Raw genomic sequence first — 25,879 nt, forward strand, 5'->3', positions numbered from 1 at the left:
GAGGGCGTCGTCGGGCGGACGTCAGCCGAAGATGCGCGGCAGCGTGCCCTCGAAGATCTCGCGGGCCTCGGCGAGCGGCACCTCGAAGAGGCCGTCGACGACGAGCGCGGGCTCGTCGTCGACGAGCGCACCGGTCTCGCCGAGCTTGAGCAGCGGCACGCCGCGGGCGACGCACGCGTCGACGAGACGCTGCTCCTCGCCGCGCGGCACGGAGACGAGCGCGCGGGCGACGGACTCGGAGAAGAGCGCCTCGAACTCGGTGACGCCGTCGCGCTCGACGAGGCCCGCGATCGAGACGCGAGCCCCGACGCCGTAGCGCAGCGAGGACTCGAGGAGCGCCTGGACGAGGCCGCCCTCGGAGAGGTCGTGCGCGGCGTCCGCGAGCTCGTCGCGTGAGGCGTTGACGAGGACGTCGGCAAGCGCCTTCTCCGCGGCGAGGTCGAGGCGCGGGGGCACGCCGCCGAGGTGGCGGTGGATCACGTCGGCCCACGCGGAGCCGTCGAGCTCGGCGCGCGTCGTGCCGAGGAGGAAGATCGTCTCGCCCTCGGTGCGCCAGCCGGACGCGGTCGCGCGCGTGACGTCGTCGATGACCCCGAGGACGCCGACGACGGGCGTCGGGTGGATCGAGGAGTCGATCTGGCCGGGCTCGCCCGTGCCGTTGTAGAGCGACACATTGCCGCCCGTCACGGGCGTGCCGAGCTCAAAGCAGCCGTCCGCGAGGCCCTCGATGGCCTCGACGAGCTGCCACATGGAGTCCGGGTCCTCGGGCGAGCCGAAGTTCAGGCAGTCGGTGATCGCGAGCGGGCGGGCGCCCGTCGTCGCGACGTTGCGGTACGCCTCGGCGAGCGCGAGCTGCGCGCCCGCGCGCGGGTCGAGCTTCGCGTAGCGGCCGTTCGCGTCGGTCGCGAGGGCGACGCCGAGGCCCGTGGACTCGTCGACGCGGACGACGCCCGAGTCGTCGGGCTGCGCGAGCGCCGTGTTGCCCTGGACGAAGCGGTCGTACTGGTTGGTCACCCACGCCTTGGAGGAGTGGTTGGGCGAGCCGAGCACTGCGAGCGCGGCGGCGCGCAGCTCGTCTCCCGTGGCCGGGCGGGCGAGGCCCGCGGCGACGGTCGTGTCCGCGCTGAGGCCGTCCTGCCACGCGGGACGCGCGTAGGGACGGTCGTAGACGGGGCCCTCGTGCGCGACGGTGCGGGGGTCGACGTCGACGATGCGCTGACCGTGGTGGTCGATCGTCAGGCGGCCCGAGTCGTTGACCTCACCGATGACGGCGGTCTCGACGTCCCACTTCTTCGTGATCGCGAGGAACTCGTCGAGCTTGGCCGGCGTGACGACGGCCATCATGCGCTCCTGCGACTCCGACATGAGGATCTCGCCGGCGTTGAGCGTGGGGTCGCGCAGCAGGACGTCGTCGAGCCACACGTGCATGCCGCCGTCACCGTTGGACGCGAGCTCGCTCGTCGCGCAGGAGATGCCGGCCGCGCCGAGGTCCTGGATGCCCTCGACGACCTCGGCCGCGTAGAGCTCGAGACAGCACTCGATGAGCACCTTCTCCATGAAGGGGTCGCCCACCTGCACCGACGGGCGCTTGGCGGGGACGCCGTCCTCGAAGGTCTCGGACGCGAGGATCGAGGCACCGCCGATGCCGTCGCCGCCCGTGCGGGCGCCGAAGAGCACGACCTTGTTGCCGACGCCCGAGGCGTTGGCGAGGTGGATGTCCTCGTGGCGCAGGACGCCGAGGCACAGCGCGTTGACGAGGGGGTTGCCCTGGTAGGACGCGTCGAAGACGAGCTCGCCGCCGATGTTCGGCAGGCCGAGGGAGTTGCCGTAGCCGCCGACGCCGGAGACCACGCCGTGGACGACGCGCGCCGTGTCGGGGTGCTCGACGTCGCCGAAGCGCAGCTGGTCCATGACGGCGACGGGGCGCGCGCCCATGGAGATGATGTCGCGGACGATGCCGCCGACGCCCGTCGCGGCGCCCTGGTAGGGCTCGACGAACGACGGGTGGTTGTGCGACTCGACCTTGAAGGTCACGGCCCAGCCGTCGCCGATGTCGACGACGCCCGCGTTCTCGCCGATGCCGACGAGGAGGTGCTTCTTCATCTCGTCGGACGTCTTCGCGCCGAACTTCGACAGGTGCACCTTCGACGACTTGTACGAGCAGTGCTCGGACCACATGACGGAGTACATCGCGAGCTCGGCGGCCGTGGGGCGGCGGCCCAGGATGTCCTTGATCCGCTGGTACTCGTCGGGCTTGAGCCCGAGCGACGCGAAGGGCTGCTCCTCGTCGGGAGTGGCCGCCGCGTGCTCGACGGTGTCCAGGGTGGGCTTGGGCGCAGTCATCGGTTCCCTCGGGCGTGGTGGGCGGCGTGCGGCGAGCCGGCATCGTCCGCGCGAGCGTGGGCGCGGCCGGGTGCTCCTCCGTACGGTGCGAGACGCGGCAAGTCTAGCCGCGCCCGCAGACACCGAGGACGCGCGTCTCAGGGTCCGGCGGGTGGCACACCCACCCCGACTCGTAGCGTCCCTGCACACAGCGCGCGGGCCCCGGAGTGCGCAGGCGTACTACGCGTCGCAAGAAGAGATCGAGTCGTAGGCCTTCAGCACCGTTCGATGGTGCTCCAGCCCTACGAGTCGAACGAGCCGCCGCGGCCGGGGCGCCGCGGAGCGCTAGCCTTCGGCCATGGCTGAGCGTCGGGCATCGTGGTCGGACGTGCGGCGCGCCTTCTCGCGGCCGGAGCTGCCGCCCGGCCCGACGCGTCCGGGCGAGCGCCGGGAGGAGTACCTCGCCTCGATACGGTTCTTCCGTCGTTCACGCCTCATGCGGTTCATCGTCCTCGGGGCCGCGATCCTGCTGACGATCGTGCCGCCCGTGCTCGTGCTCGCGACCGTCGCGATCTGGAGGGACGGGAGCTCGTGGATCCTCCCGATCGTCATCCCGGCGAAGTACCACCCGCCGACCATCCTGGAGATCCGGCTCCCGCTGTGGGCCGTGCTGCTCGCGGGTGTCCCGGGTGCTGTCGCGACACGCGCGAGCCTCGACGTCGTCGGACGCCTCCGTTTCAAGGACCGGGTCCACCTCATCGACAGCTCGACACCGCGCGCGGCCTGGCGCGTCGTGCTGGCGGCGTCGGTGGTGACGATCGTGTGGTGGTGGAACGCGGCCGCACGCGACGCACGGGAGGACGACGCCCTCGTGCCCCTCGCCGCTCTCGTGACGTGCACGGTCCTCATCCTGGGCGCGATGGCCGTCGCAGACGCGTGCAAACGTTGGGGGCCTCCCAGCATGCTCGGAACAGCGCGCCGACGACGACGCCGGTAGTCGGTCGTCAGCGACGGGATCGAGCGCGACAGGTCGGACAACCACGCTCGGTAGGAGCGCGCTCGTCCGTCCGTTCCCGAGTGTGCAGGGACGCTACGAGTCGCAGGAATCGGGGGCCTGAGCCCCATCGTCCGGCGGGGACCGATCAGCCGACGAGGTCGTGCCGGCGTCCGTCGGGGTACGTGCGCAGCCAGTCGGCGTAGCGGGGGCCGACGACCTCGACGCCGCCCGTCGGCAGGAGCACGCCGGTACGGGCGGCGCGCGCGGCACCCGGTAGCGGCATGGGGATGCGGACGGCGGGGCGGCTCTCGAGGGCGGCGACCATCTGCGTGAGCGTCATGTCCTCGGGTCCGCACAGGCAGGCGCTCTCGCGCTCGCGCTTGCCGACGACGATCTCGGCGACGGCCTCGGCGACGGAGTCGAGCGCGACGGGTCGGACGAGCATGCGCGGGACGAGCATGACGGGTCCGCGCGCGAGCCGGTCGACGAGCTGGCGGGGGAACGCGAACCACTGGGTCGAGCGGACGACGATCGCGGGGGTCGCCTCGGTCGCTGCGGCGCGCACGGCGCGCTCCTGCGCGGCCTTGCCCGCGTAGTGCGCGAAACCGGTCGCACGCTCGCAGCCGACGATCGACACGAGGAGGTGCATGCCGGCGCCGACCTCCTGGGCAGCCGCTGCGACGTGCCGGGCCGAGGCCTCGAAGAAGCGCACGGCCTCCGCCGACCGCGTGGCGTCGGTCCCCGTGGCCTCGATGACGGCGTCGACGGGCTCGCCGTCCGTGAAGGGCGTGAGGTCGATGCGTCCGCGGATGTCGACGCCGTCGCGCCTGCCCACGGTCACGGCGTGGTGCCCGTGCTGGGCGAGGGAGTGGGCGACGGCCCGTGCGAGGAGCCCTGTCCCGACGATGATCGTGCGTCCCACCAATATCCTCCTCGTGCTGCACGCCCGGTGCTCGGCACTGTGCAAGCGTGCTTCGGGAGTCAGATTGGCACTGCACGTGTCAGCCGGAGTAGGACCTGCGACACGTCTCAGAAACTGCTTTCACCGCGTAGGGAATTCCACCTAGCCGTCGGGTCGGTCGGCGCGGCCGCTAGTGTCGTCGCGTGATGACCCGTGCCCCGCGCGACGACGCCCGACGTGGCGCGCGACGTCACGTCCCGGCCGTCGCGCTGCTGTGCGCGGCGGTGCTCGCCGCGTGCGGCTCCGACCCGGGGGCACCGGCGGTTCCCCTGCCGACGACGCCCGCGAGCACGCCTCCACGTACGCCGACGACGACACCTCCCTCGTCCCCGTCCAGCGAGCCCGTCTCCGCGCAGGTGACCGATGCTCTCGGCCGGACGACGACGGCGACGCTCACCGGCACCGGCACCGGCGCCGCGCCGAAGGCAGCACTCGCGGACGGCGTCGTCGTCGTGACGGCCACGCTCGACGACGGCGACGCGCTCGCCGTACGCGTCGAGGGTGCCCGCTGGAAGTCGTTCCCGGACGGCTCGGCGACGCTCACGGACGGCGGCGCCGCGCCGCGGGTCGGCGGCACGGACCCGTCGGCCCAGGACGACGCAGGCACCCGCCGCGTAACGGCACGCGCGGAGGACGACGGGCGCACGCTCGTCGTCACCGTCGAGCCCCGATCGGGAGCCGCGGCCTCGACCGCGCCCCCGCGGCCGACGACGCTCACGCTGTCGATCGCCCCGCGCGCCGTCGTGAGCGCGACGTGGGCCGACGACGTCGAGGGCGGACGCTCCCTCCAGGTCGACCCGACGGCCTTCGGCCGCTCGGGCTCGACGGCCGCGCTCGAGGCTGTCCGCGCGGAGCTCGCGGCGGTCGGGCCCGAGGCCCGCACGACGGTCGTGGACCACCAGCTCCGTTGCCACGCGCTCGGCGCCCCGGACAAGGACACGTGGAACCTCGAGCCGTGGCGTCCCGAGGTCGACTATCTCGCGTACCTCCTGGCGCGCTGCAACCCCACCTGACGCGGGACGGGCACGGGCCGGACCACCCTGTGCGCCCTAGGCTGCCCCCGTGACGACCACGCTCGACGCCGCGCCCGGCAAGCCTCCGCCCCCCGCCGCACCCCGCGCGGGCCTGCGCGCCCGCTGGTCGCGCATCGTCCGCCCGCCGCGCGTCGCCGGGCTCGACCTTGCCCGCGCGCTCGCCGTCGTCGGCATGATCGCCGCGCACGTCGGCGGCGCGCCGCCGCTCGTCCTCGACGAGCCCGGCTCGTGGGCCGGCGTCGTCAACGGCCGCTCGTCGCTGCTCTTCGCGCTCGTCGCAGGCGTCTCGATCGCGCTCCTGGCGCGCGGCGTGCGGACCGCCCCCGCCGACGAGGTCCGGCGCGTCCGTCTCACGCTCGTCGGCCGCGGGGCCGTCGTCCTGCTCCTCGGCGTGCTTCTCGAGCTCGTCGGCTCGCCCGTCGCGATCATCCTCAGCTTCTACGGCGTCGTCTTCCTCCTCGTCGCGCCGATCGTCGGCTGGTCGACGCGGCGCCTGCTCGTCGCCGTCGGCCTGCTCGTGGCCGTCGCGGTGCCGCTCGTCGCGCTCGGGAAGTCCGTCGGCCTCGCTGGGGGGAGCGGCGCGCAGCTCGTGCTGCTCGGCATGTATCCGTTGCCCGTGTGGCTCGCGCTGGCGCTCGCGGGGATCGTCGTCGGCCGTGGCGACCTGCTCTCGGTACGGCGCGCGGTCTCGCTCGTCGGCGTCGGCGTCGTCCTGTGCATCGTCGGGTACGGCGGGGCGACGCTCCTCACGCCCGATGTGGCCGACGCCCCCGTGGTCACAGAACCGGACAGCCCGGGCTCGTCGTACGTCGAGATCCCGGGCGAGGACGTCGACCTCACCGGCTTCCGGTGCGTCCGGATCGACCCTGACGCCATGACTTGCTGGCGCGACGACGACGCGACGACGGCGCGCTCGGCCGGGTCGTCTCCCGCGAGCGCGTCGTCGGGCTCGGCCTCCGCCTCGCTCGACCGGTACGACGAGGTCGCGACCGGCGACGCGTCGTTCGGCCGGGACGGGGCTCCCGGCTGGTGGCGTCCGCCGTTCGTGCTCGACGGCGTGACCGGGGCCGCGGTCGTCACGGCTCTCGTCTCGATGGAGCCGCACACGGGCGGGCTCGGTGAGGTCGTCGGCTCGGGCGGCTTCGTGCTCGCGGTCCTCGGTCTGTGCCTGCTGCTCGGGCGTCCTCGCGTGCTGCGGCTGCTGCTCGTGCCGTTCGCGGCGCTCGGCAGCATGCCGCTCACCGTGTACTCCCTGCACATCGTCAGCTTCCTCGTGCCGCGTCTCGTCGAGCCGCCGTCGCTCCAGACGTGGCTCTGGCAGGTCGGCGCGCTCACGGCGTTCGCGACCCTCTGGTCGCTCACGCTGGGCCGGGGTCCGCTCGAGCGGCTCACCGCGCACGTCGCTGCGCGCTACGCAGTCCGGACCGTGCCGGCACCACGGCGTCGAGGGCGCGGCGGGACCCAGCGGCGCGGGCTGCCGACGCCCTAGGCTTGCGGTGCGACGAACGTCGTCGCACCGCTGCACACAGGGACCCGCCATGACCGACAACCCGTTCGGGAGCCCGACGACCCCGTCGTCGTCGAGCCCCTACCCCGAGCTCCGCTACGACGGCGAGGGCCGCCCCGTGGGCGGGAACCCGTACGCGATGCCGTCCGGCGGCCACTCTGGCTACGGCGTTCCCGCGCCTGCGGGCGGGGAGCCCGGCGCGGACCCGTTCGCGCCCGGGCAGTACGTTCCTGGCCAGTACAGCCAGGGTCCATACGGCCAGGGTTCGTACGCGCCGGGGACGACGGATCCGTACGCCTCTCCCGCCGCGAACCCGGGCGCGCAGGGATACGCGACGCCGGGCTACTCGCCGGACTACTCGCAGGGATACGGCTCCCAGGGCTACCAGCCGGCCTATGCCGCGCAGGCGTACCAACAGCGGCCCGACCAGACGATGCTCATCGTCTCCTGGATCGTCGCGATCCTCACGAGCCTCTACATGCTGCCGTGGGCCATCGCGGTGACGCGCCGCCGGCCAGACACGACCGCGATCGCCCTCGTCACCCTCTTCACCGGGTGGACCTTCGTCGGCTGGGTCGTGGGTCTCGTCTGGTCCCTCAAGGGTGTCTCGCAGCCGCAGCTGCCCCCGCCCGGCTGGTACCCGAGCCCGACGGGCGTCGGCCAGCAGTACTGGGACGGCTACGCCTGGACGGGCCACACCCAGCCCTGACCGGCGCAGGCGCCGCTACCGCCTGCGGAGCCCCGCCGCGTACGCGTCGAGGACCGTGACGATCCCGCCGTGCTCCCACACCCGGTTGCGGCGCTGCCCGGTGCGCTCGACGAGCAGGCCTGCGGCGACGAGCTGGTCGAGCGCGCGCTGCGCGCCGACCTGGTTCATGCCGAGCCGTTCCTGGAGGAATCTGCTGTTGAGCACGGGTTGCGCCACGAGCACGGGCAGGACCTTCCATGCTCCGGCCTGGGAGCGGAGCCCCGTGGCGGCGAGCGCCTCGCGCCCCTCGGCGACCTGTGCGGCCAGGTCGTCGACGAGCCGCGACCCGGAGCTCGCGGCGAAGAGCGCTGCACGCACGAGCTGCTCGACGATCGGCCGCGCGTCACCCGTGCGATAGGCGGTGAGCGCGTCGGTGTACGCGCTGGTGTCCGTGAGCAGGCCCGCCGACAGGGGGGCGGTCGTACGGGTCACGAGGCCCTTGGCGTGCATGGTCGCGTGGATGAGTGCCCGGCCGGTACGCCCGTTGCCGTCGACGAACGGATGGATCGTCTCGAACTGCGCGTGGGCGATCGCGGTCTGCGCGACGACGGGAAGGTCGTCGCGCGCCATGAAGGCGACGAGGTCGTCGATCGCGGCGGGGACGCGCTCGTGGTGGGGTGCGACGTGCACCGCGCCGCGCGGTGAGACGGCGCTCGTGCCGACCCACACGAGCTGCTCGCGGAAGAGGCCGGCGTGCTCCTCCCCACCGGGTTGCGCACTGAGGAGGACGCGGTGCATCTCGCAGATCGCGGCAGCGTCGAGGTGGTCGGCGAGGCGCAGCGCGGCCTCCATCGTCGCGACGTTGGCCGCGACGACGCGCGCGTTGACGGACGTCGACTCGTCGATCTGGGCGAGGGCGAGCTGGCGCGCGGAGACCGTGAGGTTCTCGATCTGGGAGGAGGACGACGACTCCGTGTGGAGGAGGATCGAGCTCATGGGTCCGAGCGTCGGGCTCTCGGGGCCGAGCGCCGCGGCGGCGTGCCGGTCGAAGGACGCGAGCGCGGCGGCGGCTTCCTCGAGGTCCGCGACGAGGTCGGCCGGGATGGCGAGCCGCAGCGCGGCGATCTCAGGGGTGACGGCGCGCTCGTAGGGTCCCGACGCGGCCGCCATGGCGCGTCGGGAGGTCATGCCGTCGCTGTCGGCGACCCAGTAGTCGGGCTCGCTGCCGACCGCGGGCACCTCGAGCGCGTCGTCAGCTGACTGCATGGCACGACGTTACCAACACTTTCTCAGAAACTGTAGGTAAGGGATTGCCCAGCCCACACTTCTTGCGGGTGGATCAGCAGGCCGGTGTCGTCGGCCGCTACCGTCGTCCGCATGGACGGAACTCGGACAACCCCCGCATGCCTCCCGAGCCTCCGCGGGCTCGTCGCGCACCTGCCGACGCCCGTGCGCGACGACCGGGTCGACCTCGCGGCGCTCGGCCGGCTCGTCGACCGCGCCGTGGCTGCGGGCGTCGACGGTCTCGGCGTCCTCGGCTCGACGGGCGCGGCCATGCACCTCGACCGGGACGAGCGGAGCACCGTCGTGCACCGAGCGGTGGAGCACGCGTCGGGCACGCCCATCGTCGCGGGCGTCTCCGCGCTGCGCACGTCCGCCGCACGGACACACGCGGACGACGCGCAGCAGGCCGGCGCTGCCGCGGTGCTGCTCGCCCCCGTCGGCTATGTGCCGCTCAGCGACGACGAGGTGCTCGGGCTCTTCTCCGACGTGCTCGCGGGGCTCGACGTCCCGCTCATCGTCTACGACAACCCGGTGACGACGCGGGTCGACATGTCGAACGGGCTGCTGAGCGAGCTCGCAGCGCTGCCGGGGGTGGGTGGGGTCAAGACGCCCGGCCCCGGACCTGATCCGGACGTGGCTCGTGCGCGCGTCGCCGGGCTGCGCGCCGGGCTGCGCGCCGCGCTCCCCGCAGGCGTGACGCTCGGGTTCTCGGGGGACCCGTCGGGGCCCGCCGGGCTCGCCGCGGGCGCGGACGCGTGGCACTCGACGCTCGCGGGGGCGCTGCCCGGGCCGCTCGTCGCGCTCGCACGAGCGGCGCGCGCAGGCGGCGCCGTCGACGACGAGCACCTTGCGCCGCTCTGGGAGGCTGTCCGGCGATACTCGGGCGTGCGCGTCGCGGCGACCGTCGTCGAGCTTCGCGGGCTTGCCGAGGGGCCGTCGCTGCCGCGTCCGCTCCTGCCGCTCACGGGAGCGGCGCGCCGCGAGGTCGCACACGCCCTCGCGGCGCTCGGTCAGCGCTGAGCGGCCCGAGCCATCCGCCTACCCGCAAGCTTGTGCCCTACCCGCGGATCCAGACCTGCGGGTAGGGCACAAGCTTGCGGGTAGACGGACGAGGCCCCCGCACGCGTCGCGGGCGGGGGCCTCGTCAGCAGCGGCTCAGCGCTTCTTCGCGTGGCGCTTGAGCGCCTTCTCGCTGATGGGCGCGTCCCCCGACGCCCGCTGAGCCTTGAAGTAGGCGATCGCCTCGTCCTGACGGAGCTTCTCGGCGCCCGTCGCGATGGGCGCACGCAGGTGCTCGGGCCCGTAGCCCCAGGCCTCGGTGAGGCCGAGGACGTGCGGGCGCAGGCGTCCGACGAGGCGCGTCATGTACGACGACACCATGCGCGCGCGCTCGCCCGTGAGGCGGCCGTGCATGAGGTACCAGGCGAGGTTCTCCTCGATGACCGCCAGGCCGTAGAGGTCGCGCAGCCACGTGAGGATCGTGCGGTTGCCCTCGTCGGTCACCTGGGCGACCGCACGCGTGAACGCCTCCCACTGCACGAGGTCGGCGTGCGCCTTCGCGGCCTCGATGAGGTCGTGCTGGTGCTGGTTGAAGAGCGCCGCTGCCTTGTCGTCGGGAAGCTTCTGCGCGGGACGCAGCCGGTCGGCGACCTCCTCGACCATCGTCTCGACGCGATCGGTGAGCAGGGCACGCTGCGCGTCCTCGCCGCGCAGGTGCGCGACCTTGCGCGCAGCCTGACCGGAGTCGGAGATCTTCTGCAGCGCACGGCCGAACGGGGTCGCGTACCAGACGGTGTCCGCGGCGCGCTCGGCGGCGACGCGCGCCATGCCCGCAGCGTCGATGCCCTTGAACCTCTTCGCGTAGTCGGCAAGCAGACGCTTGCCGACGAGCTGCAGCAGGACGGTGTTGTCGCCCTCGAACGTCACGTAGACGTCGAGGTCGGCGTGCAGGCCCGTCATGCGGTTCTCGGCCATGAATCCCGCGCCGCCGCACGCCTCGCGGCACGTCTGGACCGTCGAGAGCGCGGTCCACGTCGAGGTCGGCTTGAGCGTCGCCGCGAGCGTCTCGAGGTCCTCGCGCGACGCGTCGGTGTCGTTGCGTCCCGAGAAGACGTCGTCGAACAGCTCGAGGAGCTCGGCGTGCGCGAAGAGCCCCGCGTACGTGCGCGCGACGAGCGGCACGAGGCGACGCTGGTGCTCGCCGTAGTCGAGCAGGACCGTCTCCTCGCCGCCCGCGCCCGGAAACTGGCGGCGCTCGGTCGCGTAGCGCACCGCGATCGCGAGCGCGATCTTCTGCGCGTTGACGGCCGCGCCGTCGAGCGAGACGCGGCCCTGGACGAGCGAGCCGAGCATCGTGAAGAAGCGGCGCCCGGGGCTCTCGATGGGCGAGGAGTACGTGCCGTCCTCGGCGACGTAGCCGTACCGCGCGAGGAGGTCCGTGCGCGGGACGCGCACGTGGTCGAACGCGAAGCGGCCGTTGTCGATGCCGTTGAGGCCGCCCTTCTGACCGTCGTCCTCGCTCTGGATGCCGGGCAGCAGCGGGCCGGCAGAGCCGTCGGCGAGCCGCTCGCGGACGGGCACGTAGAACGCGTGGACGCCGTGGCCCACGCCCTTCGTCACGAGCTGCGCGAAGACGACCGCGGCCTGCCCGTGGAGAGCGGCGTTGCCGAGATAGTCCTTCCACGCCGCACGGAACGGCGTGTGGATGACGAACTCCTGCGTCTCGGGGTCGTAGGTCGCGGTCGTCGCGATCGAGGCGACGTCCGAGCCGTGGCCGATCTCCGTCATCGCGAACGCGCCGGGCGTCGCGAGGGTCATCGCGTCGGGCAGGAGGCGGTCCTGCTGATCCGGGGTGCCGAGGTGGAGGATCGCGGACGCGAAGAGCCCCCACTGGACGCCTGCCTTGATCTGCATGGACGGGTCGCCCACGACGAGCTCCTCGAACGCGGCGAGCGAGCCGCCGTGCTCGTCCCCGCCGCCGAGGCGCGACGGGAAGGCGCGCAGCACCTTGCCCTCGGTGACGAGGGCCTTGAGCTGCCCGAGGACGCGCTCGCGGTGCTCCTCCTTGGAGATGCCCTCGATCTTGTGGAAGCGCTCGTCCTTGAGGATCTCGCGCGTGAACGTCCGCAGGTGGCCCCATCGCCCGAGGAGCTGGGGCGTGAGGGCTGCTGCGTCGAGCACGGCGTCGTCGGCCAGGTGCGTCGAGGGTCGGGGTGCTGCTGTCGCGGTCATCGGGACTCCTTCGTCTCCAACGGTGCGGATGGTGGGCGTCAGCCCTCGGTGTCGTTCTCGGTGTCGGTGGCGCGCTGGCGCTCGCGTGCGAGCAGGCCGATGGGGCCGGCCCACAGCCAGGCGGTGATGCGGGTGGCGATGTGCTCGCGGTCGGGCGTGCCAGGCTCGCCGAGGCGGGCGAGCCACCACTCGCCGGTGCCGGAGATGAAGCCGACGGCACCCGCGGCCCAGGCCTCGACGTCGAGCTGGTCGTCGCTTCCGACGGCCTGCGCGAAGGGTTCCGCGACGACCGCCGTGATGGAGCCGAGGAACGACGACAGCGGGGCGGACCGGGCCGCGTCGCCCTGGGCGGGGACGGCGACGGCGTTGGCGATCGCGGTGTTGCGGGTGACGAAGTAGTAGACGCTCGGCGAGTGCTCGATCATCGCGAGGTAGGCGTCGATCATGCCGTGGAGCGCGGCGCGGGGTGTCGGGGCGTTCTCGACGGCGGCGCGCAGGCTCGCGCCGATCGCGCCGACGACGGCCTCGCCGACCGCGTTCTGGAGGCCGACCTTGTCGGTGAAGTAGCGGTAGAGGATGGACTTCGAGGTGCCGAGGTCCGCCGCGATGTCGTCCATGGAGACGTCGGGGCCGCGGCGGTGGACCATGCGGCGGGCGGCGTGCGTGAGCTCGAGGCGTCGGGCCTCGCGGTGGGTGTCCCACCGGGTGGACCTCCCGTCGACGGACTCCGTCGGGGACGAGAGGGTGGTGGGACGCGGCGTCGTGGCCGCGGAGGTGCGACGACGGACGGCGGTGCCGCCGTCGTCCTGGGTGGCGTCGGTGCCACGTCCCGATGTGATCGGACTCACGAAACCCACAGTATCAGGTACTCTGGGTTCGAGGAACCTGAGCAACGGAGCGAGAGGCCCACGATGACCGTGTCACCCACCCCCAGCACACCCCGCGACGCCTATGTCCTCGGCGGCAACCGCATCCCCTTCGGCAAGGTCGGCGGTGCCTACGCCCGCTCCTCCAACCAGGACATGCTCACCGCCGCGCTCGACGGGCTCGTCGCCCGCTACGGGCTCCAGGGCGAGCGCCTCGGCGAGGTCGTCGGCGGCGCAGTCCTCAAGCACTCCAAGGACTTCAACCTCGTCCGCGAGGCCACCCTCGGCACGGCGCTCGACCCGCGCACCCCCGCGTTCGACCTTCAGCAGGCATGCGCGACGGGCCTCGAGGCCGTCGTCACCGTCTCCAACAAGATCCGCCTCGGCCAGGTCGAGTCCGGCATCGCCGGCGGCGTCGACTCGACGTCCGACGCCCCCATCGCCGTCTCCCCCGGCCTGCGCCGCGCGCTCCTCGCCGCCGCCCACGCCAAGGACCTCCCCACCCGCCTCAAGGCCTTCGCGAAGATCCGCCCCGGCGACCTCGCACCCGACGCCCCGCGCACCGACGAGCCCCGCACCGGCCTGTCGATGGGCGAGCACCAGGCCGTGACGACCGCCCGCTGGAGCATCACGCGCGAGGCCCAGGACGAGATCGCCCTCCGCTCGCACCACAACCTCGCCGCCTCCTACGAGCGCGGCTTCCAGGACGACCTCGTCACCCCCTACCGCGGTCTCGTCCGCGACCAGATCCTGCGCCCCGACACCTCCGCGGAGAAGCTCGGCAAGCTCAGCCCCGTCTTCGGCAAGCGCCTCGACCACATGCCGACGATGACCGCCGGCAACTCGACGCCCCTGTCCGACGGCGCGTCCGCCGTCCTCCTCGGCTCCGCCGACTGGGCAGCCGCACGCAACCTGCCGCTCCTCGCGCGCATCGTCGACGCGGAGACCGCCGCGGTCGACTTCGTCCACGGCCACGAGGGCCTGCTCATGGCCCCCGTCCACGCCGTCGCGCGCCTCCTCGCCCGCCAGGGCCTCACGCTCGGCGGCCTCGACCTCGTCGAGATCCACGAGGCCTTCGCGAGCGTCGTCCTCACGACCCAGGCCGCGTGGGCCGACGACGAGTACTGCCGCACCGAGCTCGGCCTGCCCGGCGCGCTCGGCACGATCGACCCCGACAAGGTCAACGTCAACGGATCCTCGCTCGCCGCGGGCCACCCCTTCGCCGCGACGGGCGGACGCATCGTCGCCCAGACAGCCAAGCAGCTCGCCGAGCTCCAGGCCGCGAACCCCGAGGCCGGCCCGTTCCGCGCGCTCGTGTCCGTGTGCGCCGCAGGCGGGCTCGGCGTCGCCGCGATCCTCGAGTCCGTCCCCGCCACCACCGAGGGAGACGCGCGATGACCGACCGCTACACCCACCTCGTCAACACGGGCTTCACCGCGACCCTCGCCAAGCGCCTCGGCCTGCCGCAGCCCGCGATCCTCCGGCGCTTCCGCGCGGGCGACCCGCTCGTCCCCGGCCCCGTCCTCGTGCTCGGCCCGGACACGCACGACGGCTCCGACTCGGACGCCGTCGCGCAGCACCTCCTGGGCCTCGGCCTCGACGTCCACCGCTCCCCCACGACCGGCACGGCCCGCTGGGGTGCCGTCGTCCTCGTCCTCACGGAGATCGAGCGCGTCGAGGACCTCTCCGAGCACGTCCTCGCCGCAGGCTCCGTGCTCAAGCAGACGGCGCGCGGCGCGCGCCTGCTCACGCTCGCCCGCGAGTCGACGGCCGACGACGCGCCCGCGCTCGCCGCTGCACGACAGGCCGTCGTCGGGCTCACGCGCTCGCTCGCCAAGGAGCTGCGCGCGGGTGCGACCGCGAACGGCCTCGTCCTCTCCGGCGGCGCCGCCGTCGGCGGCGAGGGCGTCCTCGCGCCGCTGCGCTGGTTCCTCTCGGCACGTTCGGCGTTCGTCGACGGCCAGCTCCTCACCGTCGGGGCCGCGGACGTCGTCGCACAGGACGACGGGCGCCCCCTCGACGGCCGGGTCGCCGTCGTCACCGGCGCCGCCCGCGGCATCGGTGCCGCGATCGCCCGCACCCTCGCGCGCGACGGTGCGAAGGTCGTGTGCGTCGACGTGCCCGCCGCGGGCGAGCACCTCGCAAAGGTCGCCAACGAGGTGCGCGGCACGGCGCTCCAGCTCGACATCACGGCCGACGACGCGGGCGAGCGCATCGTCGAGCACGCCCGCGCGCGTCACGGGCGTCTCGACGTCGTCGTCCACAACGCGGGCATCACACGCGACAAGCTCCTCGCCAACATGGATGCGGCCCGCTGGGACTCCGTCCTCGCGGTCAACACCGCGGCCCAGCTGCGCATCAACGAGGTGCTGCTCGCCTCCGACCTCTTCCGGGACGCGCCGCGCATCGTGTCGCTCGCCTCGACGTCGGGCATCGCGGGCAACCGCGGCCAGACGAACTACGGCGCGTCGAAGGCCGGGGTCATCGGCATGGTCCGTGCGACGTCCCCGCTGCTCGCTGACGTCGGCGGCACCGCGAACGCCGTCGCTCCCGGCTTCATCGAGACCGAGATGACGGCGCGCATCCCCTTCGCGACGCGCGAGGTCGCCCGGCGGCTCAACTCCCTCCAGCAGGGCGGGCAGCCGGTCGACGTCGCCGAGGCCGTGACGTTCCTCGCCTCGCCCGGCGCCGGTGCTGTCGGCGGTCAGGTGCTCCGCGTGTGCGGCCAGAACCTCGTGGGGGCGTGATGGACGCCGCGAGCGACGCTCCGGGCGTCGCCGGGCAGGCTGGCGACGCGGTCGCGCCCGGACCGTCCCCCGATGCGGGCGCTCCCCGGTCGCGTACGGTCACCGGGCCGCCGCCGGGCACACGCGTCGAGACCCTGCCGTCGGTGCCGGGCCTCGGCGGTCTCTACGTGCGCGGCGCGGCGGGCTCGGCCGCGGCCCGGATCCCGGGCCGCACGACGGCGACGACGCTGCCGGCCGTCGCGCACCGCGTCGAGGGTGTCCGCGTCGACCCCGGGCACCTCACGTCCTACCAGCACCTGCTCGGCGAGACCGGGTCCGACGCCCTGCCGTCAGGCTTCTGCCACGTCCTCGCGTTCCCCGTCGCGACCGCCGTCATGGTGCGGCCCGACTTCCCGCTGCCGCTGCTCGGCATGGTGCACGTCGCCAACGCCGCGTCCGTCCTGCGGCCCGTCCACCTGGGCGACGCCCTCGACGTCACCGCGTGGACGCAGGATCTGCGCGCCCACCGGCGCGGCACGCAGCTCGACGTGTGCGCAGAGATCGCCGTCGACGGCGAGGTCGCGTGGCGGGGCGTCTCGACGTACCTCGCCAAGGGGGTGCACCTCGTCGGGGGCACGGGTTCGGCCGAGGCGCCGGGCGCGGAGCCGTCGGGCACCGCCGAGGTGTCGGGCGTCGCTGCGACGGTGGGTGCGGAGAAGTCGTCGGGCACGGAGGCGTCGTCGGGCGTGGGCACGTCGTCGGGCCGTGTCGGGGCCTCAGTCGCGTGGCGCCTCGGCGCCGACGTCGGACGCGCCTACGGCGCCGTGTCCGGCGACCGCAACCCCATCCACATGTCTGCGCTCTCCGCCAAGGCCTTCGGGTTCCCGCGCGCCATCGCGCACGGCATGTACACCGCGGCCCGCGCCCTCGCTGACGTCGGCCCGCGGCGCGGCACGACGTACGACTGGACCGTCGAGTTCGCCAAGCCCGTCCTCCTGCCCGGCCGCGTCGACGTCACCTACACGACGATGCCCGACGGATCCTGGACGTATGCGGGCCGCTCGCAGTCGGGCAAGCTCCACCTAGCTGGATCCGTCACCCCGACAACCTGACCCCCGCCCTCGCGAGATAGGGGTCGGGATGCGAGATAGGGGTATGCCGCCCCCTGTCTCGCGTGCAGACCCTATCTCGGGGAGGTGGTCAGCCGCCGTCCAGGACGTTGCCGGTCATGAGTCACCGTCCTTCTGCTCCGCCTGCTCAGCGAGGGACGACGGCTTCTCGTCGCTGCAACGGTCCCACTGCTTCATCGTGAGAGCTCCCGCCTTCGCCGACTCCCACACCTGCATGTCGAGGTCCTCGAGGGCGAGCGCCTGCTCGGGCCCCTCCTTCGGGACCGCCGTGACGACAGGCGCGATCCCCGCGTCGGTCAGGCACGCGATGATGTGCTCGATGTTCTCCGCGCGCATCGGGTGCGGCATCTCGACCGTCTGCCAGTGGGCGTTGACCGGCTCCCAGTACGTGTCGCCGCAGAACCTGTCCGCCCGGTAGGCGTCGGACTCGATGTCCATCGGGACGGCGTCGGTCGAGAAGCTGATCTTGGGCGTCGACATCGATGCCACGTGCACGCCGATGTCGAACTCCTCGAGGCACGCGACGTAGTCGAGGAACTGGGACTCGTACTCCTCCCGCGTGAGCCGACGATCCTTGAGCCGCTCCGTCATCGCCGGGTCAGGCGGGAACGGGTCCGTCATGGGGTTCTGACCGGGCTTGTCCTCGATGCAGGTCCCTGTCGCGCCGCACAGGTACCTGCGGCCGTCCGGCCCGGTCGTCGGCGTCACCTCCGCGAAGATCCACTCCGGTGGCGCCTTCCGCGCGAGGCTCGGCGTCACCTCCGGCACGTCGTCGTCGGGTGCCGGCGTGCACGCGCCGAGCGCGAGCCCCGCCGCGAGCGCGAGCGCCAGCGCGCCCAGGACGTTGCGGGTCATGAGTCGTTCTCCTTCTGCTCAGCCGCCTCGGCGATGGACGACGGCGTCCCCTCCACGCACGAGTCCCACACGGACTGCGACACCTCGCCGGCGGACGTCGCCTTGTCGCCCTGCTCAAAGAGGTCGTGGCGCGCGAGCGCCCGCTCCGGCCCGTCGTCCGGCACCGCCGTGATGACAGGGGTCATCCCCGCCTCCGTCATGCAGGCGAGCAGGTGCTCGACGTCCTCCTCAAGGTGGGGCTGCGGCATCTCGAAGGCCTGCCAGTGATGGCTGACCGGCTGCCAGTACGTGTCGCCGCAGAACGTCTCCGCCCGGTAGGCCTCCGTCGTCCAGTCGTTGCCCACCGAATGCAGCCCGTGGCTGATCATCGGCGCCGACATGTCCCACACGTCGAAGCCCAGACCGAACTCTGTGAGGCACGCCGTGTAGTCGAGGAACTGCGCCTCGTACTCCTCCCGCGAGAGCCGGCGGTCCGCGAGCCGCTCCGTCATCGCCGGGTCCGGCGGGAACGGCGTCCGCAACGGCATCGCGCCTGGCAGATCCTCGAAGCAGAACGTCATCTCGACGTTGCAGTTCATCCTCTTCCCGTCAGGCGCGATCGACGGGACCGTCTCCGGGAAGTCCCACGCAGGCACCGTGCGCTTGAACGTCGGCGTCACCTCCGGCACGTCGTCGTCGGGCGCGGGCGTGCACGCGCCGAGCGCGAGCGCCGCCGCGAGCGCGAGCGCCAGCGCGCCCAGGACGTTGCGGGTCATGAGTCCCCCTCCTTTTCGTTCTCCGCGACGGCCGACGGCATCCCCTCGATGCACGTCTCCCACACCGACATCGGCACCTCACCGGCGAACATCTCCTCGCGGATCTGCTCGCTGAGGTCGCGGCGCGCAAACGCTTGCTCCGGCCCGTCGTCCGGCACCGTCGTGATGACCGGGGTCATCCCCGCCTCCGTCATGCAGGCGAGCAGGTGCTCGACGTCCTCCTCAAGGTGCGGCTGCGGCATCTCGTAGGCCTGCCAGTGGTAGTTGACCGGCTCCCAGTGCGTGTCACCGCAGAATGTCGACGCGCGGTAGGCGTCGGACTCGATGTCCATCGGGACGGCGTCGGTCGAGAAGCTGATCATCGGCGTCGACATCGACGCCACGTGCACACCGATGTCGAACTCCTCGAGGCACGCGACATAGTCGAGAAACTGGGACTCGTATTCCTCCCGCGTCAGCCGTCGGTCCGAGAGCCGCTCCGTCATCGCCGGGTCCTGCGGGAACGGTACCGTCGGCGGGAGCTGGCCCTCCACGACCTCGCCGCAGGACGACATGTCCGCGTCGCACTCCCATCTGGTCCCGTCGGGCGCGACCGACGGGACCATCTCGACGAACTCCCACGGCGGCACCGTGCGCTTGAACGTCGGCGTCACCTCCGGTCCGTCGTCGTCGGGCGCGGGCGTGCACGCGCCCAGCGCGAGCGCCGCCACGAGCACCCCGACCATCGTCCACCGCATCCTGCTCCCCCTCACCCGGCCGGCGGGCTGCCGGCTCCGCACGTTCATCGGTCCTTCGCCATGTCGGACGGCCGCCGCCGCAGCAGCGGCGCTGTGAGCAGGGACGCGACCGCGACCCACGCGCACGCCCCCGCGAGCGCCCACGCGCCGCTCGCGAGCGGCGCGACGAGCTCGCCCCGCAGGGCGAGGATCGCGAGCGCCGACGACGCGAGGAACACACCGCCGAGCAGCGACGCCTCGAACCCGAGCAGCAGCCCGAGCGACCGGCGCGACGTCCCCGCGAGCCGGTAGGTCGCGAGCTCGGCCGAGCGCAGCAGCGCGAGCACCGCCGTGACGAGGCCGCCGAGCACGCCCAGCAGCACGGGCAGCAGCCGGTCGACCCGGCCTGCGTGCAGCGCGACGACGTCCGTCGTCTCCCGCAGCATCGGCTCGACGACGGTCTCCGCGCCGACCGTCCGCAGCGAACCCGTGAGGATCGGCAGCATGCGCTCGACGTCGACGAACCGCGACATCGCGACGCGGCACTCGGCCGCCGGCGCGTCCCCCGGTGCTCGCGCCGTGAAGATCGCGATCGTGCTCGGCAGGACGCGCCCACCACCGACGACGGCGTCCTGCGCCTCGGCGCCGAGGCCGCCGAGCGACACCCGGGCGCCCGGCGTCGCGTCGAGTCCGACCCGCTCGGCGAGGCTCGTCCCCACGACGACGTCGTGCGTCGCCACCTCGGGCACGAGCGACGACGAGACGCGCCGCACCGGCACGAACGATCCGAGCTGCGCCGTCGCGAGCTTCTCGACGTCCTCCACGACGACGCCCGCGAGCTCGACGCCCGGCACGCGCGTGAGCGCCTCGCACGATGCGGGCCGCACGCCCGTCGTCCCCGCCCCGCGCGACTGGCCCGGCACGTCCTTCGTCGAGATCGTCACGACGTGACGCCCCTCGGACTCGAGATCCGTGAGCGAGGCGTCGAGCCGCGCGCTCGCGTTCACCGCGACCGCGACGTGCGCCGCACCCGCGAGCACCGCCGCGAGGACGAGCGGCACGAGACGTCCGCGCGCGCCGAGGGCGTTCCGCACGGCCTCGCGGACGAGCGTCGCGAGCCGCCACCCGTCGGACTCATGCACGCCCCGTCACCACCGTCCGCATGTCGACCCGGTCCTGGGCGGCCTCGATGACCGCCGGGTCGTGCGTCGCCACGACGACCGTCGCGTCCGAGCGCAGACCGCGCAGCAGGTCGATGATCGTCTGCGTCGCGGCCGCGTCGAGGCTCGACGTCGGCTCGTCCGCGAGCACGAGCGGCCTGCGGGTCGCGAGGGCCCGCGCGAACGCGGTGCGCTGCAGCTCGCCGCCGGAGAGGGTCCGCGCGAGCGCGTCGGCCCGGTGCGTGAGCCCCACCTGCGCGAGCGCAGTGTCCGCGGCGGCAGCCGCCGCCGGCACGTCGAGGCCGTCGCCGAGCGCGCCGATCATGACGTTGTCGCGCACCGTGCGCGCGCCGAGCGCGTTCGCGCCCTGCGCGACCCAGCCGACGTGCCGCGGGTGCGGCGGACCGGGCGTGCCGTCGTCACCTACGACGACGATCCGACCCGAGCGCGGCCGCAGGAACCCCGCGACGGCCGCGAGGATCGTCGACTTACCCGAACCCGACGGGCCCACGAGCGCCGTCACCCGGCCCGGCGCGAAGACCGCGTCGAAGTCGTCGACGACGTGGACGTCGCCGAACGCGATGCTCACCTGCTCGACCTGCACCTCCATCAGACGCACCCCGCCAGGACCGACGCGGGCAGGCGGGACGCCGCACGGACGACCTGCTCGCCGACGTGCGCGCGGTCGACGGCCGCGAGCGCGACCTCGCCGTCGAGCGGCGTCGCGTCGTCGATCTTCACCGGCGTCGCGGTCGCCGGGTCGGCGCCCTCCGCGAGGCGGAACAGGCAGTAGCCACCACCCGGCGCGCCGTGGAGCGCGGACGTCGCGACCGACCCGACCGTCACGGGCTTCGCCGCGGCGAGCGTGAGGTCGAAGAACACCTCGTCGGGTGTCATGTCGTTCGGCGGCGTGGCGGTGAGGCCCGCCGCGACGAGCCGCGTGCGGAGCTTCTCGGCGTCCGCGCCCTCGAACGCGAAGCCCGTCACCGGCTCCTCCAGGCCGTCGCCGCCCGTGAGGACGTACGGGCCCGCGACCGGCATCGTCACGGGCCGCCCGTCGCCCGTCGTGAACCGCGCCGCCGACGCCTGCCCGCGGCCCTCGCCGACAGGGTCGCCCGCGTTGACGGGACGTCCCACGACGACCTCGGGGCGGTCGAGCGCCGTCGTGCCCGCATCGAGGTGGATGACGTACGACGGTCGGAACACGCCGTCGACCTGCGCGCGGATCGACCGCTGGTAGTCCTTGATCGCGGTGACGAGCGCGATTCCGACCCTGCCACGCGTGTCGACCGCAGCGTTCTTGTGGCCCGTGGCCTTGAGGAAGCGGACGAGCTCGGTGACGTCACGGCCCGACGCCCCCGCGCCCAGCTCCCGGTGGAACGGCCGCTCGCCACGGTGCGCGCGGAGCGTCACGCCGTCGACCTCGACGATCCGGGCACCCTCCTTGAGGGCCTTCCCATGCTCGTACAGCACCGCCGTGACGAGGCCAGACGTCGCGAGGTAGGGCTGCGGCGCCTCGACGAGCGAGAACGCGACGCTCACCGACCGCTCACCGTCCCGTTCGCGCTCGCCGACCGTCACCGTCGTCGGCACCGGGTCCTTCACCGCGTCGGCCTCCGCCGCGTCCGCGAACGGCACGACGAGCGCCACCCCGACGACAGGGGCCGCCCAGAGCGCCACGAGCGGCACCCAGTACCCCACCTGGCGTAGCGCGCCCCGCGCCCTGCGGTCGCCGCGCCCCTTGCGATCCCGCTGCCCCCTGCGTTCCCCGCGCGCCATCGTGTGCACCCCCTGGTCAGGCGGCCGCCGGGCGCCGTCGCCCGGACGGTCGGACCGCCCCCGGGTCCTCGCCGCGGCCGGGTCTCGCGTGCGAGCCCCGTCGGTGCAGGTTGTCCGGTGCCGCCAAGACTGCTCCGTACCATCACGTACGTCCAGCCCCGCACGGTATGAGTGCGGGAACCCCGTACCCCGTCTGAGAAACCCCTGAGTAATGACCCGCTGAACCTGAGCGTCGCCTGTGAGTCGCCCCTGCCGCCGAGACGGTCCGCTGCGCGCGATCGCCTCGCTCACGGACGCCGCCCTCTGCCCCGGCGAGGTAGTCCCCTGCACGCGACCTCGTCGCGCGCAGGGGATTAGGTCGCGCGCAGAGGACTATCTCGGTGAGGTGGCGCGGAGCGGGCAGCGCGGGACCCCGGCGCGACGGGTCGCGTCCGGGGTCCCGGGTCGGAGTGGTGTCGGTCGGCCGACGAAGCGAGGGTCAGTCCGACGACTTCGTGCCCTTGTCCGAGGGCTTGCCGGACGGCTTCTCGGAGGCCTTGTTCGACGGGGCGTCGGACACCTTGTCGGACGGCTTGTCCGCCGGGGCGTCCGACGAGGTCTCGTCGTCGGCGTCTCCAGGCGCGGCTCCCTCCGACGTGGCGTCGTCGGGCGTCGTCGCACCCTCACCTGGCCGGGACTGCAGCGGGAGGAGCGACAGCGCCGGCGGTCGCGGCGTCGGTGCCTGCGCGCCGTCCGGGAGGACCGGCTGGCCCTCGTCGTCGGTCGACTCATAGATGTCCCCCGTCGTCCACAGCGGGATGGGGAACGCGTTGTCGACCGCGCGACCCGACTCGTCGAGACGCGGGACGTAGATCGCCGAGTTGTCGGGCGAGACCGTGTGCCACTCCCCCATCCCGAGGACGAGCGGCCGCCCGGCCTGGTCGACGATCTGCGCGCCGTCGATGAGCTTGCCGTCCGGGCCGTAGACGAAGAGGTTCGTCGTGCGCTTGCCGTCGACCATCGCGCCCGTGTCGTGGTAGCCGAACGCGTTCCACGCCGGGATCTGCGCGAGCTGCTCCTGGACCGCGCTCTGGTGAGAGTAGTAGAGGTCGTCACGCGTGTCGGACGCCAGGTTGTCCATCGTCGTGACCGCGATGCCGAACGTCACCGGCACGAGCACGACCCGGAGGACCCGCCACATGACGGACCACCGGCCGCGCGGGACCCACACACCGCGACCGAACTGGACCGAGACGACGACACACGCGAGCGTGTACGCCCAGGTGAAGGGGTTCAGCGGCGGCACGACCCGCAGGTTTGCGTCGTTCGCAAGGAACATGAGCGGGAACGAGACCACGGCCGCGAGTCCCCACCCACGCAGAACCCACCACAGAGGCGTGAGCGTCAAGAGGAAGTCGCGCGTGGGCGGCCACCATGACGTCGCCTCAAGGCGACGCGACACGCGCTCCAGGCGCCCGTGCCACCACCCGCTCACAGCATCGACGACGCTCGTGCGACGGCGCGCGGAACCGGCGGGCGGAAGGCCGGCGGACTCGCGGAGCTCGGCCGCGTAGGCCTGCGCGGGGCCGAAGCGACCGACGAGGTCGGCGTCGGTCGGGGCTGCGCCGTCGAGGGCGTCCGCGACGGACTCGGCGAGGTCGGCCTCGAGGCCGCCCGTGAGGTCGTCGAGCACCTCGGGGCCGAGGTCGGCGAGGTGGCTGCGGACCGCCGCGGCGTAGGCGACGACGGGGTCGAGCATCGTGGGCGCGGACATCACGCGGCTCCTTCCAGGTCGAGGAGGCCGGTGAGGGCTCCGGAGAACTCGTGCCACTCCTTGCGCTGCGTCTCGAGCGAGGCGCGCCCCTGGGGTGTCATGCCGTAGTACTTGCGGTGCGGGCCCTCGTCGGAGGGCACGACGTAGCTCGTGAGCGAGCCCGCCGCGTAGAGGCGGCGGAGCGTCCCGTAGACGGAGGCGTCGCCGACCTCGGCGAGCCCCGCGGCGCGCAGGCGGCGCACGACGTCGTAGCCGTAGCCGTCCTCGCGGTCGAGCACGGCGAGGACCGCCGCGTCGAGCACACCTCGGAGGAGCTGTGTGGTGTCCATGCGTCCCTCTCGTGCCGCGGGTGCGGCGTTCGTCCTTCGTCGGCGCGGCAGCCCCCTGCCCCGTCGTCCCGACCTTACGCACCGCACACTACTACGCAACGCGCACTACTGTCCGGCACGCAGAACCCCGCGGCGTGTCGTACTGCGTCGCGCTCCCGCATCGTCGGCCTGCTCCTTCTTCGCCGAGCTAGTCCCCCCTGCGCTGAGCGGGTCCTTCTGCGCCGAGCCAGTCCTTGCCGCTCGACCTGGTCGCCCTGCGCCGAGCTAGTCCTCGCGACTCGACCTAGTCGCCCAGGCCGACTAGGTCGAAGCAGGAGGACTAGGTCGCGCACGTCACCGGCTGTCGGCGGGGCGTGGTTGGGTGGGGGGATGAAGATCTCCCGGGGTGCGACAGTTGACGACGTCCGGCTCGACGGGGTCGACCTCACCGGGCGCGACCTCACCGACATCCGCTTCCTCGAGTGCGCGCTCAGCGCCTGCACGCTCGACGACGTCACGCTCACCGGCGCACGCCTCGTCGACACCGACTGGGACGACGTCCGCGGGACCGCCGTGAGCCTCAAGGGCGCCTCGATCCTCGGCGGCACCTGGACCGACCTGCGCGCCGGCGCCCTCACCGCGCCCGGCGCGAACGTCGCGCGCCTCTCGATCGTCGGCGGCCGCATCGACCACCTCAGCCTGCGGGGCGCCAAGGTCGACGGCCTCTACCTCGACGGCGTGACGATCGGCGACCTCGACCTCGCCGGCGCGACCGTCACCCGGCTGCGCACGCGCGGGACGACGATCCGCCGGCTCGACGTCGACGAGGCCCGGCTCAAGGACGTCGACCTGCGCGGCGTCGACCTCGCCGAGGTCGACGGCGCCGCCGGGCTCCGAGGTGCAACCGTCTCGAAGGTCCAGCTCCACGGGCTCGCCACCGGGATGGCCGCGGCGCTCGGCATCAAGATCGGCTGACGCCCTGCGGGTGCGCGACTGCTTGCGCCACCGGACGGGTCAGGGGTGCGTCCGCGCAACCAGCCGGCACCCGGGCCCGGCCCGCACCGGCCGCCCTCAGCCCAGGCGGGCCTCGAGCGACGCTCGGCTCGCCGGCCACTCGTCGCGCAGGATCGAGAAGTAGACGGTGTCGCCCCGCGACCCGTCGGGCGCGACCCGGTGCGACCGCAGCACACCCTCGCGCGTCGCCCCGAGCCGCTCGATCGCCGCGAGCGAGCGCACGTTGCGCGCGTCGGCCCGCAGCGCGACCCGTTCGACGCCCCACGCGTCGAACGCGTGCGTGAGCAGCGCAAGCTTCGTCGCCGCGTTGACGTGCGTCCCCCACCAGCGGCGCCCGTAGAACGTGTGCCCGATCTCGACGCGACCGATCCGCAGGTCGACGTCGTAGAACGACGTCACGCCGACGACGACGCCCGGCTCGAGCAGCTCGTCGACCACGGCGAACGCGACGACACCGGGGCGCGACGCGAGGTTCATGACGTGCCGCTCCATCGCCTCGGAGGTGTCCGGGAGGGGCGTCGTCATGCCTGCCCACAGGGCGTCGTCGACGAGCGGGGCGAGGGCAGGGGCGTGCTCGGCCGCGAGCGGCACGAGCCTCACGCCGCGACCGACGAGGGTGGGGGTCGTCGTCATGCGCCCACCCTCACACGTCGGCCGCCCACGCCGCAGCCGCTTTCCAGCGCGGCCGACGCACGCGACGCACGCGACGCACGCGAGCTAGTCCTCCCGACGCGACCTAGGACACCTGCAGCACTATCTCGCGACCACAGGACTAGCTCGGCGGGAGAGGACT

23 protein-coding genes are annotated in these 25,879 nt (G+C 73.3%); 9 read left to right on the top strand and 14 right to left on the bottom strand.

From position 1 onward, the window contains the following. Positions 1 to 21: 21 nt before the first annotated feature. A complete protein-coding gene (gene purL / locus G7063_RS13460) occupies positions 22 to 2,343 on the bottom strand; it encodes a phosphoribosylformylglycinamidine synthase subunit PurL (RefSeq protein WP_166414844.1) in 2,322 nt (773 codons plus the stop codon). Between the two features lie 337 nt (positions 2,344 to 2,680). Between purL and G7063_RS13465 the strand changes: the two genes are divergently transcribed. Continuing rightward, positions 2,681 to 3,319, top strand: a complete 639-nt coding sequence (locus G7063_RS13465; protein WP_166414845.1) for a hypothetical protein — start codon at positions 2,681 to 2,683, stop codon at positions 3,317 to 3,319. Positions 3,320 to 3,464: 145 nt separating this feature from the next. Here G7063_RS13465 and G7063_RS13470 read toward each other — a convergent pair whose 3' ends face one another. Continuing rightward, positions 3,465 to 4,241: an SDR family oxidoreductase gene (locus G7063_RS13470; protein ID WP_166414846.1), complete on the bottom strand. Its 777-nt coding sequence runs from the start codon at positions 4,239 to 4,241 to the stop codon at positions 3,465 to 3,467. A gap of 185 nt (positions 4,242 to 4,426) precedes the next feature. Here G7063_RS13470 and G7063_RS13475 point away from each other — a divergent pair, with 185 nt between their 5' ends. Genes G7063_RS13475 through G7063_RS15335 form a run of 3 tightly spaced genes read left to right on the top strand, consistent with a single transcriptional unit; the run spans position 4,427 to position 7,530 of the window. Next, complete coding sequence (locus G7063_RS13475; RefSeq protein WP_240916290.1) at positions 4,427 to 5,293, top strand: DUF2599 domain-containing protein; 867 nt, start codon at positions 4,427 to 4,429, stop codon at positions 5,291 to 5,293. Between the two features lie 49 nt (positions 5,294 to 5,342). After that, entirely contained in the window at positions 5,343 to 6,803 is a 1,461-nt protein-coding gene (locus G7063_RS13480) for a heparan-alpha-glucosaminide N-acetyltransferase domain-containing protein (protein ID WP_166414848.1), read from the top strand. A gap of 49 nt (positions 6,804 to 6,852) precedes the next feature. Then, positions 6,853 to 7,530 (top strand): superinfection immunity protein, encoded by a 678-nt coding sequence (locus tag G7063_RS15335; protein ID WP_240916100.1) that lies wholly within the window; start codon positions 6,853 to 6,855, stop codon positions 7,528 to 7,530. A 15-nt stretch (positions 7,531 to 7,545) separates the two neighbouring features. On the opposite strand, the gene G7063_RS13490 is transcribed toward G7063_RS15335, so the two are convergent. Then, entirely contained in the window at positions 7,546 to 8,775 is a 1,230-nt protein-coding gene (locus tag G7063_RS13490) for a Fic family protein (RefSeq protein WP_166414849.1), read from the bottom strand. 111 nt (positions 8,776 to 8,886) lie between these two features. Here G7063_RS13490 and G7063_RS13495 point away from each other — a divergent pair, with 111 nt between their 5' ends. Further along, positions 8,887 to 9,813: a dihydrodipicolinate synthase family protein gene (locus G7063_RS13495; protein ID WP_166414850.1), complete on the top strand. Its 927-nt coding sequence runs from the start codon at positions 8,887 to 8,889 to the stop codon at positions 9,811 to 9,813. 135 nt (positions 9,814 to 9,948) lie between these two features. On the opposite strand, the gene G7063_RS13500 is transcribed toward G7063_RS13495, so the two are convergent. Beyond that, positions 9,949 to 12,024 (bottom strand): acyl-CoA dehydrogenase, encoded by a 2,076-nt coding sequence (locus G7063_RS13500; RefSeq protein ID WP_166414851.1) that lies wholly within the window; start codon positions 12,022 to 12,024, stop codon positions 9,949 to 9,951. Positions 12,025 to 12,062: 38 nt separating this feature from the next. After that, entirely contained in the window at positions 12,063 to 12,872 is an 810-nt protein-coding gene (locus G7063_RS13505) for a TetR/AcrR family transcriptional regulator (protein ID WP_240916101.1), read from the bottom strand. Positions 12,873 to 12,935: 63 nt separating this feature from the next. Between G7063_RS13505 and G7063_RS13510 the strand changes: the two genes are divergently transcribed. The 3 genes from G7063_RS13510 to G7063_RS13520 are packed head-to-tail and all read left to right on the top strand — an operon-like array spanning position 12,936 to position 16,728. Continuing rightward, positions 12,936 to 14,288: an acetyl-CoA C-acetyltransferase gene (locus tag G7063_RS13510; protein ID WP_166414852.1), complete on the top strand. Its 1,353-nt coding sequence runs from the start codon at positions 12,936 to 12,938 to the stop codon at positions 14,286 to 14,288. Beyond that, positions 14,285 to 15,637, top strand: a complete 1,353-nt coding sequence (locus tag G7063_RS13515) for a 3-oxoacyl-ACP reductase (protein WP_166414853.1) — start codon at positions 14,285 to 14,287, stop codon at positions 15,635 to 15,637. The genes G7063_RS13510 and G7063_RS13515 overlap by 4 nt, the downstream gene beginning before the upstream one ends. Further along, on the top strand, positions 15,637 to 16,728 hold the full coding sequence (locus tag G7063_RS13520; protein WP_166414854.1) for a MaoC/PaaZ C-terminal domain-containing protein: 1,092 nt from the start codon (positions 15,637 to 15,639) through the stop codon (positions 16,726 to 16,728). The genes G7063_RS13515 and G7063_RS13520 overlap by 1 nt, the downstream gene beginning before the upstream one ends. A gap of 114 nt (positions 16,729 to 16,842) precedes the next feature. Here the strand turns inward: G7063_RS13520 and G7063_RS13525 are convergent, their stop codons facing one another. The 8 genes from G7063_RS13525 to G7063_RS13560 all read right to left on the bottom strand — a co-directional run bounded on the left by G7063_RS13525 (position 16,843) and on the right by G7063_RS13560 (position 24,093). Continuing rightward, complete coding sequence (locus G7063_RS13525; RefSeq protein WP_166414855.1) at positions 16,843 to 17,601, bottom strand: hypothetical protein; 759 nt, start codon at positions 17,599 to 17,601, stop codon at positions 16,843 to 16,845. Beyond that, positions 17,598 to 18,356, bottom strand: a complete 759-nt coding sequence (locus G7063_RS13530) for a hypothetical protein (protein ID WP_166414856.1) — start codon at positions 18,354 to 18,356, stop codon at positions 17,598 to 17,600. The genes G7063_RS13525 and G7063_RS13530 overlap by 4 nt, the downstream gene beginning before the upstream one ends. Beyond that, a complete protein-coding gene (locus G7063_RS13535) occupies positions 18,353 to 19,093 on the bottom strand; it encodes a hypothetical protein (protein ID WP_166414857.1) in 741 nt (246 codons plus the stop codon). Before G7063_RS13535 ends, G7063_RS13530 begins: the two co-directional genes overlap by 4 nt. Before the next feature lie 44 nt (positions 19,094 to 19,137). After that, positions 19,138 to 20,214 (bottom strand): hypothetical protein, encoded by a 1,077-nt coding sequence (locus G7063_RS13540; RefSeq protein WP_166414858.1) that lies wholly within the window; start codon positions 20,212 to 20,214, stop codon positions 19,138 to 19,140. Beyond that, a complete protein-coding gene (locus tag G7063_RS13545; RefSeq protein ID WP_166414859.1) occupies positions 20,207 to 20,842 on the bottom strand; it encodes an ABC transporter ATP-binding protein in 636 nt (211 codons plus the stop codon). The genes G7063_RS13540 and G7063_RS13545 overlap by 8 nt, the downstream gene beginning before the upstream one ends. Then, the gene (locus G7063_RS13550) at positions 20,842 to 21,912 is read right to left on the bottom strand and encodes a peptidoglycan-binding protein (protein ID WP_166414860.1); all 1,071 of its coding nucleotides are present in this window, start codon (positions 21,910 to 21,912) and stop codon (positions 20,842 to 20,844) included. The genes G7063_RS13545 and G7063_RS13550 overlap by 1 nt, the downstream gene beginning before the upstream one ends. A 577-nt stretch (positions 21,913 to 22,489) precedes the next feature. Further along, complete coding sequence (locus G7063_RS13555) at positions 22,490 to 23,764, bottom strand: hypothetical protein (protein WP_166414861.1); 1,275 nt, start codon at positions 23,762 to 23,764, stop codon at positions 22,490 to 22,492. Then, positions 23,764 to 24,093 (bottom strand): PadR family transcriptional regulator, encoded by a 330-nt coding sequence (locus G7063_RS13560; RefSeq protein WP_166414862.1) that lies wholly within the window; start codon positions 24,091 to 24,093, stop codon positions 23,764 to 23,766. Before G7063_RS13560 ends, G7063_RS13555 begins: the two co-directional genes overlap by 1 nt. A gap of 369 nt (positions 24,094 to 24,462) precedes the next feature. Here G7063_RS13560 and G7063_RS13565 point away from each other — a divergent pair, with 369 nt between their 5' ends. Next, positions 24,463 to 25,047 (top strand): pentapeptide repeat-containing protein, encoded by a 585-nt coding sequence (locus G7063_RS13565; RefSeq protein WP_166414863.1) that lies wholly within the window; start codon positions 24,463 to 24,465, stop codon positions 25,045 to 25,047. A gap of 96 nt (positions 25,048 to 25,143) precedes the next feature. Here G7063_RS13565 and G7063_RS13570 read toward each other — a convergent pair whose 3' ends face one another. Next, positions 25,144 to 25,719, bottom strand: a complete 576-nt coding sequence (locus G7063_RS13570) for a GNAT family N-acetyltransferase (protein ID WP_166414864.1) — start codon at positions 25,717 to 25,719, stop codon at positions 25,144 to 25,146. Positions 25,720 to 25,879 lie beyond the last annotated feature (160 nt).

Origin of the sequence: Sanguibacter sp. HDW7 (genome assembly GCF_011300875.1) — a bacterium.
GTDB lineage: Bacteria > Actinomycetota > Actinomycetes > Actinomycetales > Cellulomonadaceae > Flavimobilis.

Excerpts from the sequence above, each read along its gene's own strand:
- G7063_RS13495 (WP_166414850.1), top strand. The coding sequence starts at position 8,887 with ATGGACGGAACTCGGACAACCCCCGCATGCCTCCCGAGCCTCCGCGGG.
- G7063_RS13560 (WP_166414862.1), bottom strand. The coding sequence starts at position 24,093 with ATGGACACCACACAGCTCCTCCGAGGTGTGCTCGACGCGGCGGTCCTC.
- G7063_RS13510 (WP_166414852.1), top strand. The coding sequence starts at position 12,936 with ATGACCGTGTCACCCACCCCCAGCACACCCCGCGACGCCTATGTCCTC.
- G7063_RS13535 (WP_166414857.1), bottom strand. The coding sequence starts at position 19,093 with ATGCGGTGGACGATGGTCGGGGTGCTCGTGGCGGCGCTCGCGCTGGGC.
- G7063_RS13530 (WP_166414856.1), bottom strand. The coding sequence starts at position 18,356 with ATGACCCGCAACGTCCTGGGCGCGCTGGCGCTCGCGCTCGCGGCGGCG.
- G7063_RS13525 (WP_166414855.1), bottom strand. The coding sequence starts at position 17,601 with ATGACCCGCAACGTCCTGGGCGCGCTGGCGCTCGCGCTCGCGGCGGGG.
- G7063_RS13545 (WP_166414859.1), bottom strand. The coding sequence starts at position 20,842 with ATGGAGGTGCAGGTCGAGCAGGTGAGCATCGCGTTCGGCGACGTCCAC.
- purL (WP_166414844.1), bottom strand. The coding sequence starts at position 2,343 with ATGACTGCGCCCAAGCCCACCCTGGACACCGTCGAGCACGCGGCGGCC.
- G7063_RS13565 (WP_166414863.1), top strand. The coding sequence starts at position 24,463 with ATGAAGATCTCCCGGGGTGCGACAGTTGACGACGTCCGGCTCGACGGG.
- G7063_RS13465 (WP_166414845.1), top strand. The coding sequence starts at position 2,681 with ATGGCTGAGCGTCGGGCATCGTGGTCGGACGTGCGGCGCGCCTTCTCG.
- G7063_RS13555 (WP_166414861.1), bottom strand. The coding sequence starts at position 23,764 with ATGTCCGCGCCCACGATGCTCGACCCCGTCGTCGCCTACGCCGCGGCG.
- G7063_RS13570 (WP_166414864.1), bottom strand. The coding sequence starts at position 25,719 with ATGACGACGACCCCCACCCTCGTCGGTCGCGGCGTGAGGCTCGTGCCG.
- G7063_RS13520 (WP_166414854.1), top strand. The coding sequence starts at position 15,637 with ATGGACGCCGCGAGCGACGCTCCGGGCGTCGCCGGGCAGGCTGGCGAC.
- G7063_RS13515 (WP_166414853.1), top strand. The coding sequence starts at position 14,285 with ATGACCGACCGCTACACCCACCTCGTCAACACGGGCTTCACCGCGACC.
- G7063_RS13500 (WP_166414851.1), bottom strand. The coding sequence starts at position 12,024 with ATGACCGCGACAGCAGCACCCCGACCCTCGACGCACCTGGCCGACGAC.
- G7063_RS13490 (WP_166414849.1), bottom strand. The coding sequence starts at position 8,775 with ATGCAGTCAGCTGACGACGCGCTCGAGGTGCCCGCGGTCGGCAGCGAG.
- G7063_RS13475 (WP_240916290.1), top strand. The coding sequence starts at position 4,427 with ATGACCCGTGCCCCGCGCGACGACGCCCGACGTGGCGCGCGACGTCAC.
- G7063_RS15335 (WP_240916100.1), top strand. The coding sequence starts at position 6,853 with ATGACCGACAACCCGTTCGGGAGCCCGACGACCCCGTCGTCGTCGAGC.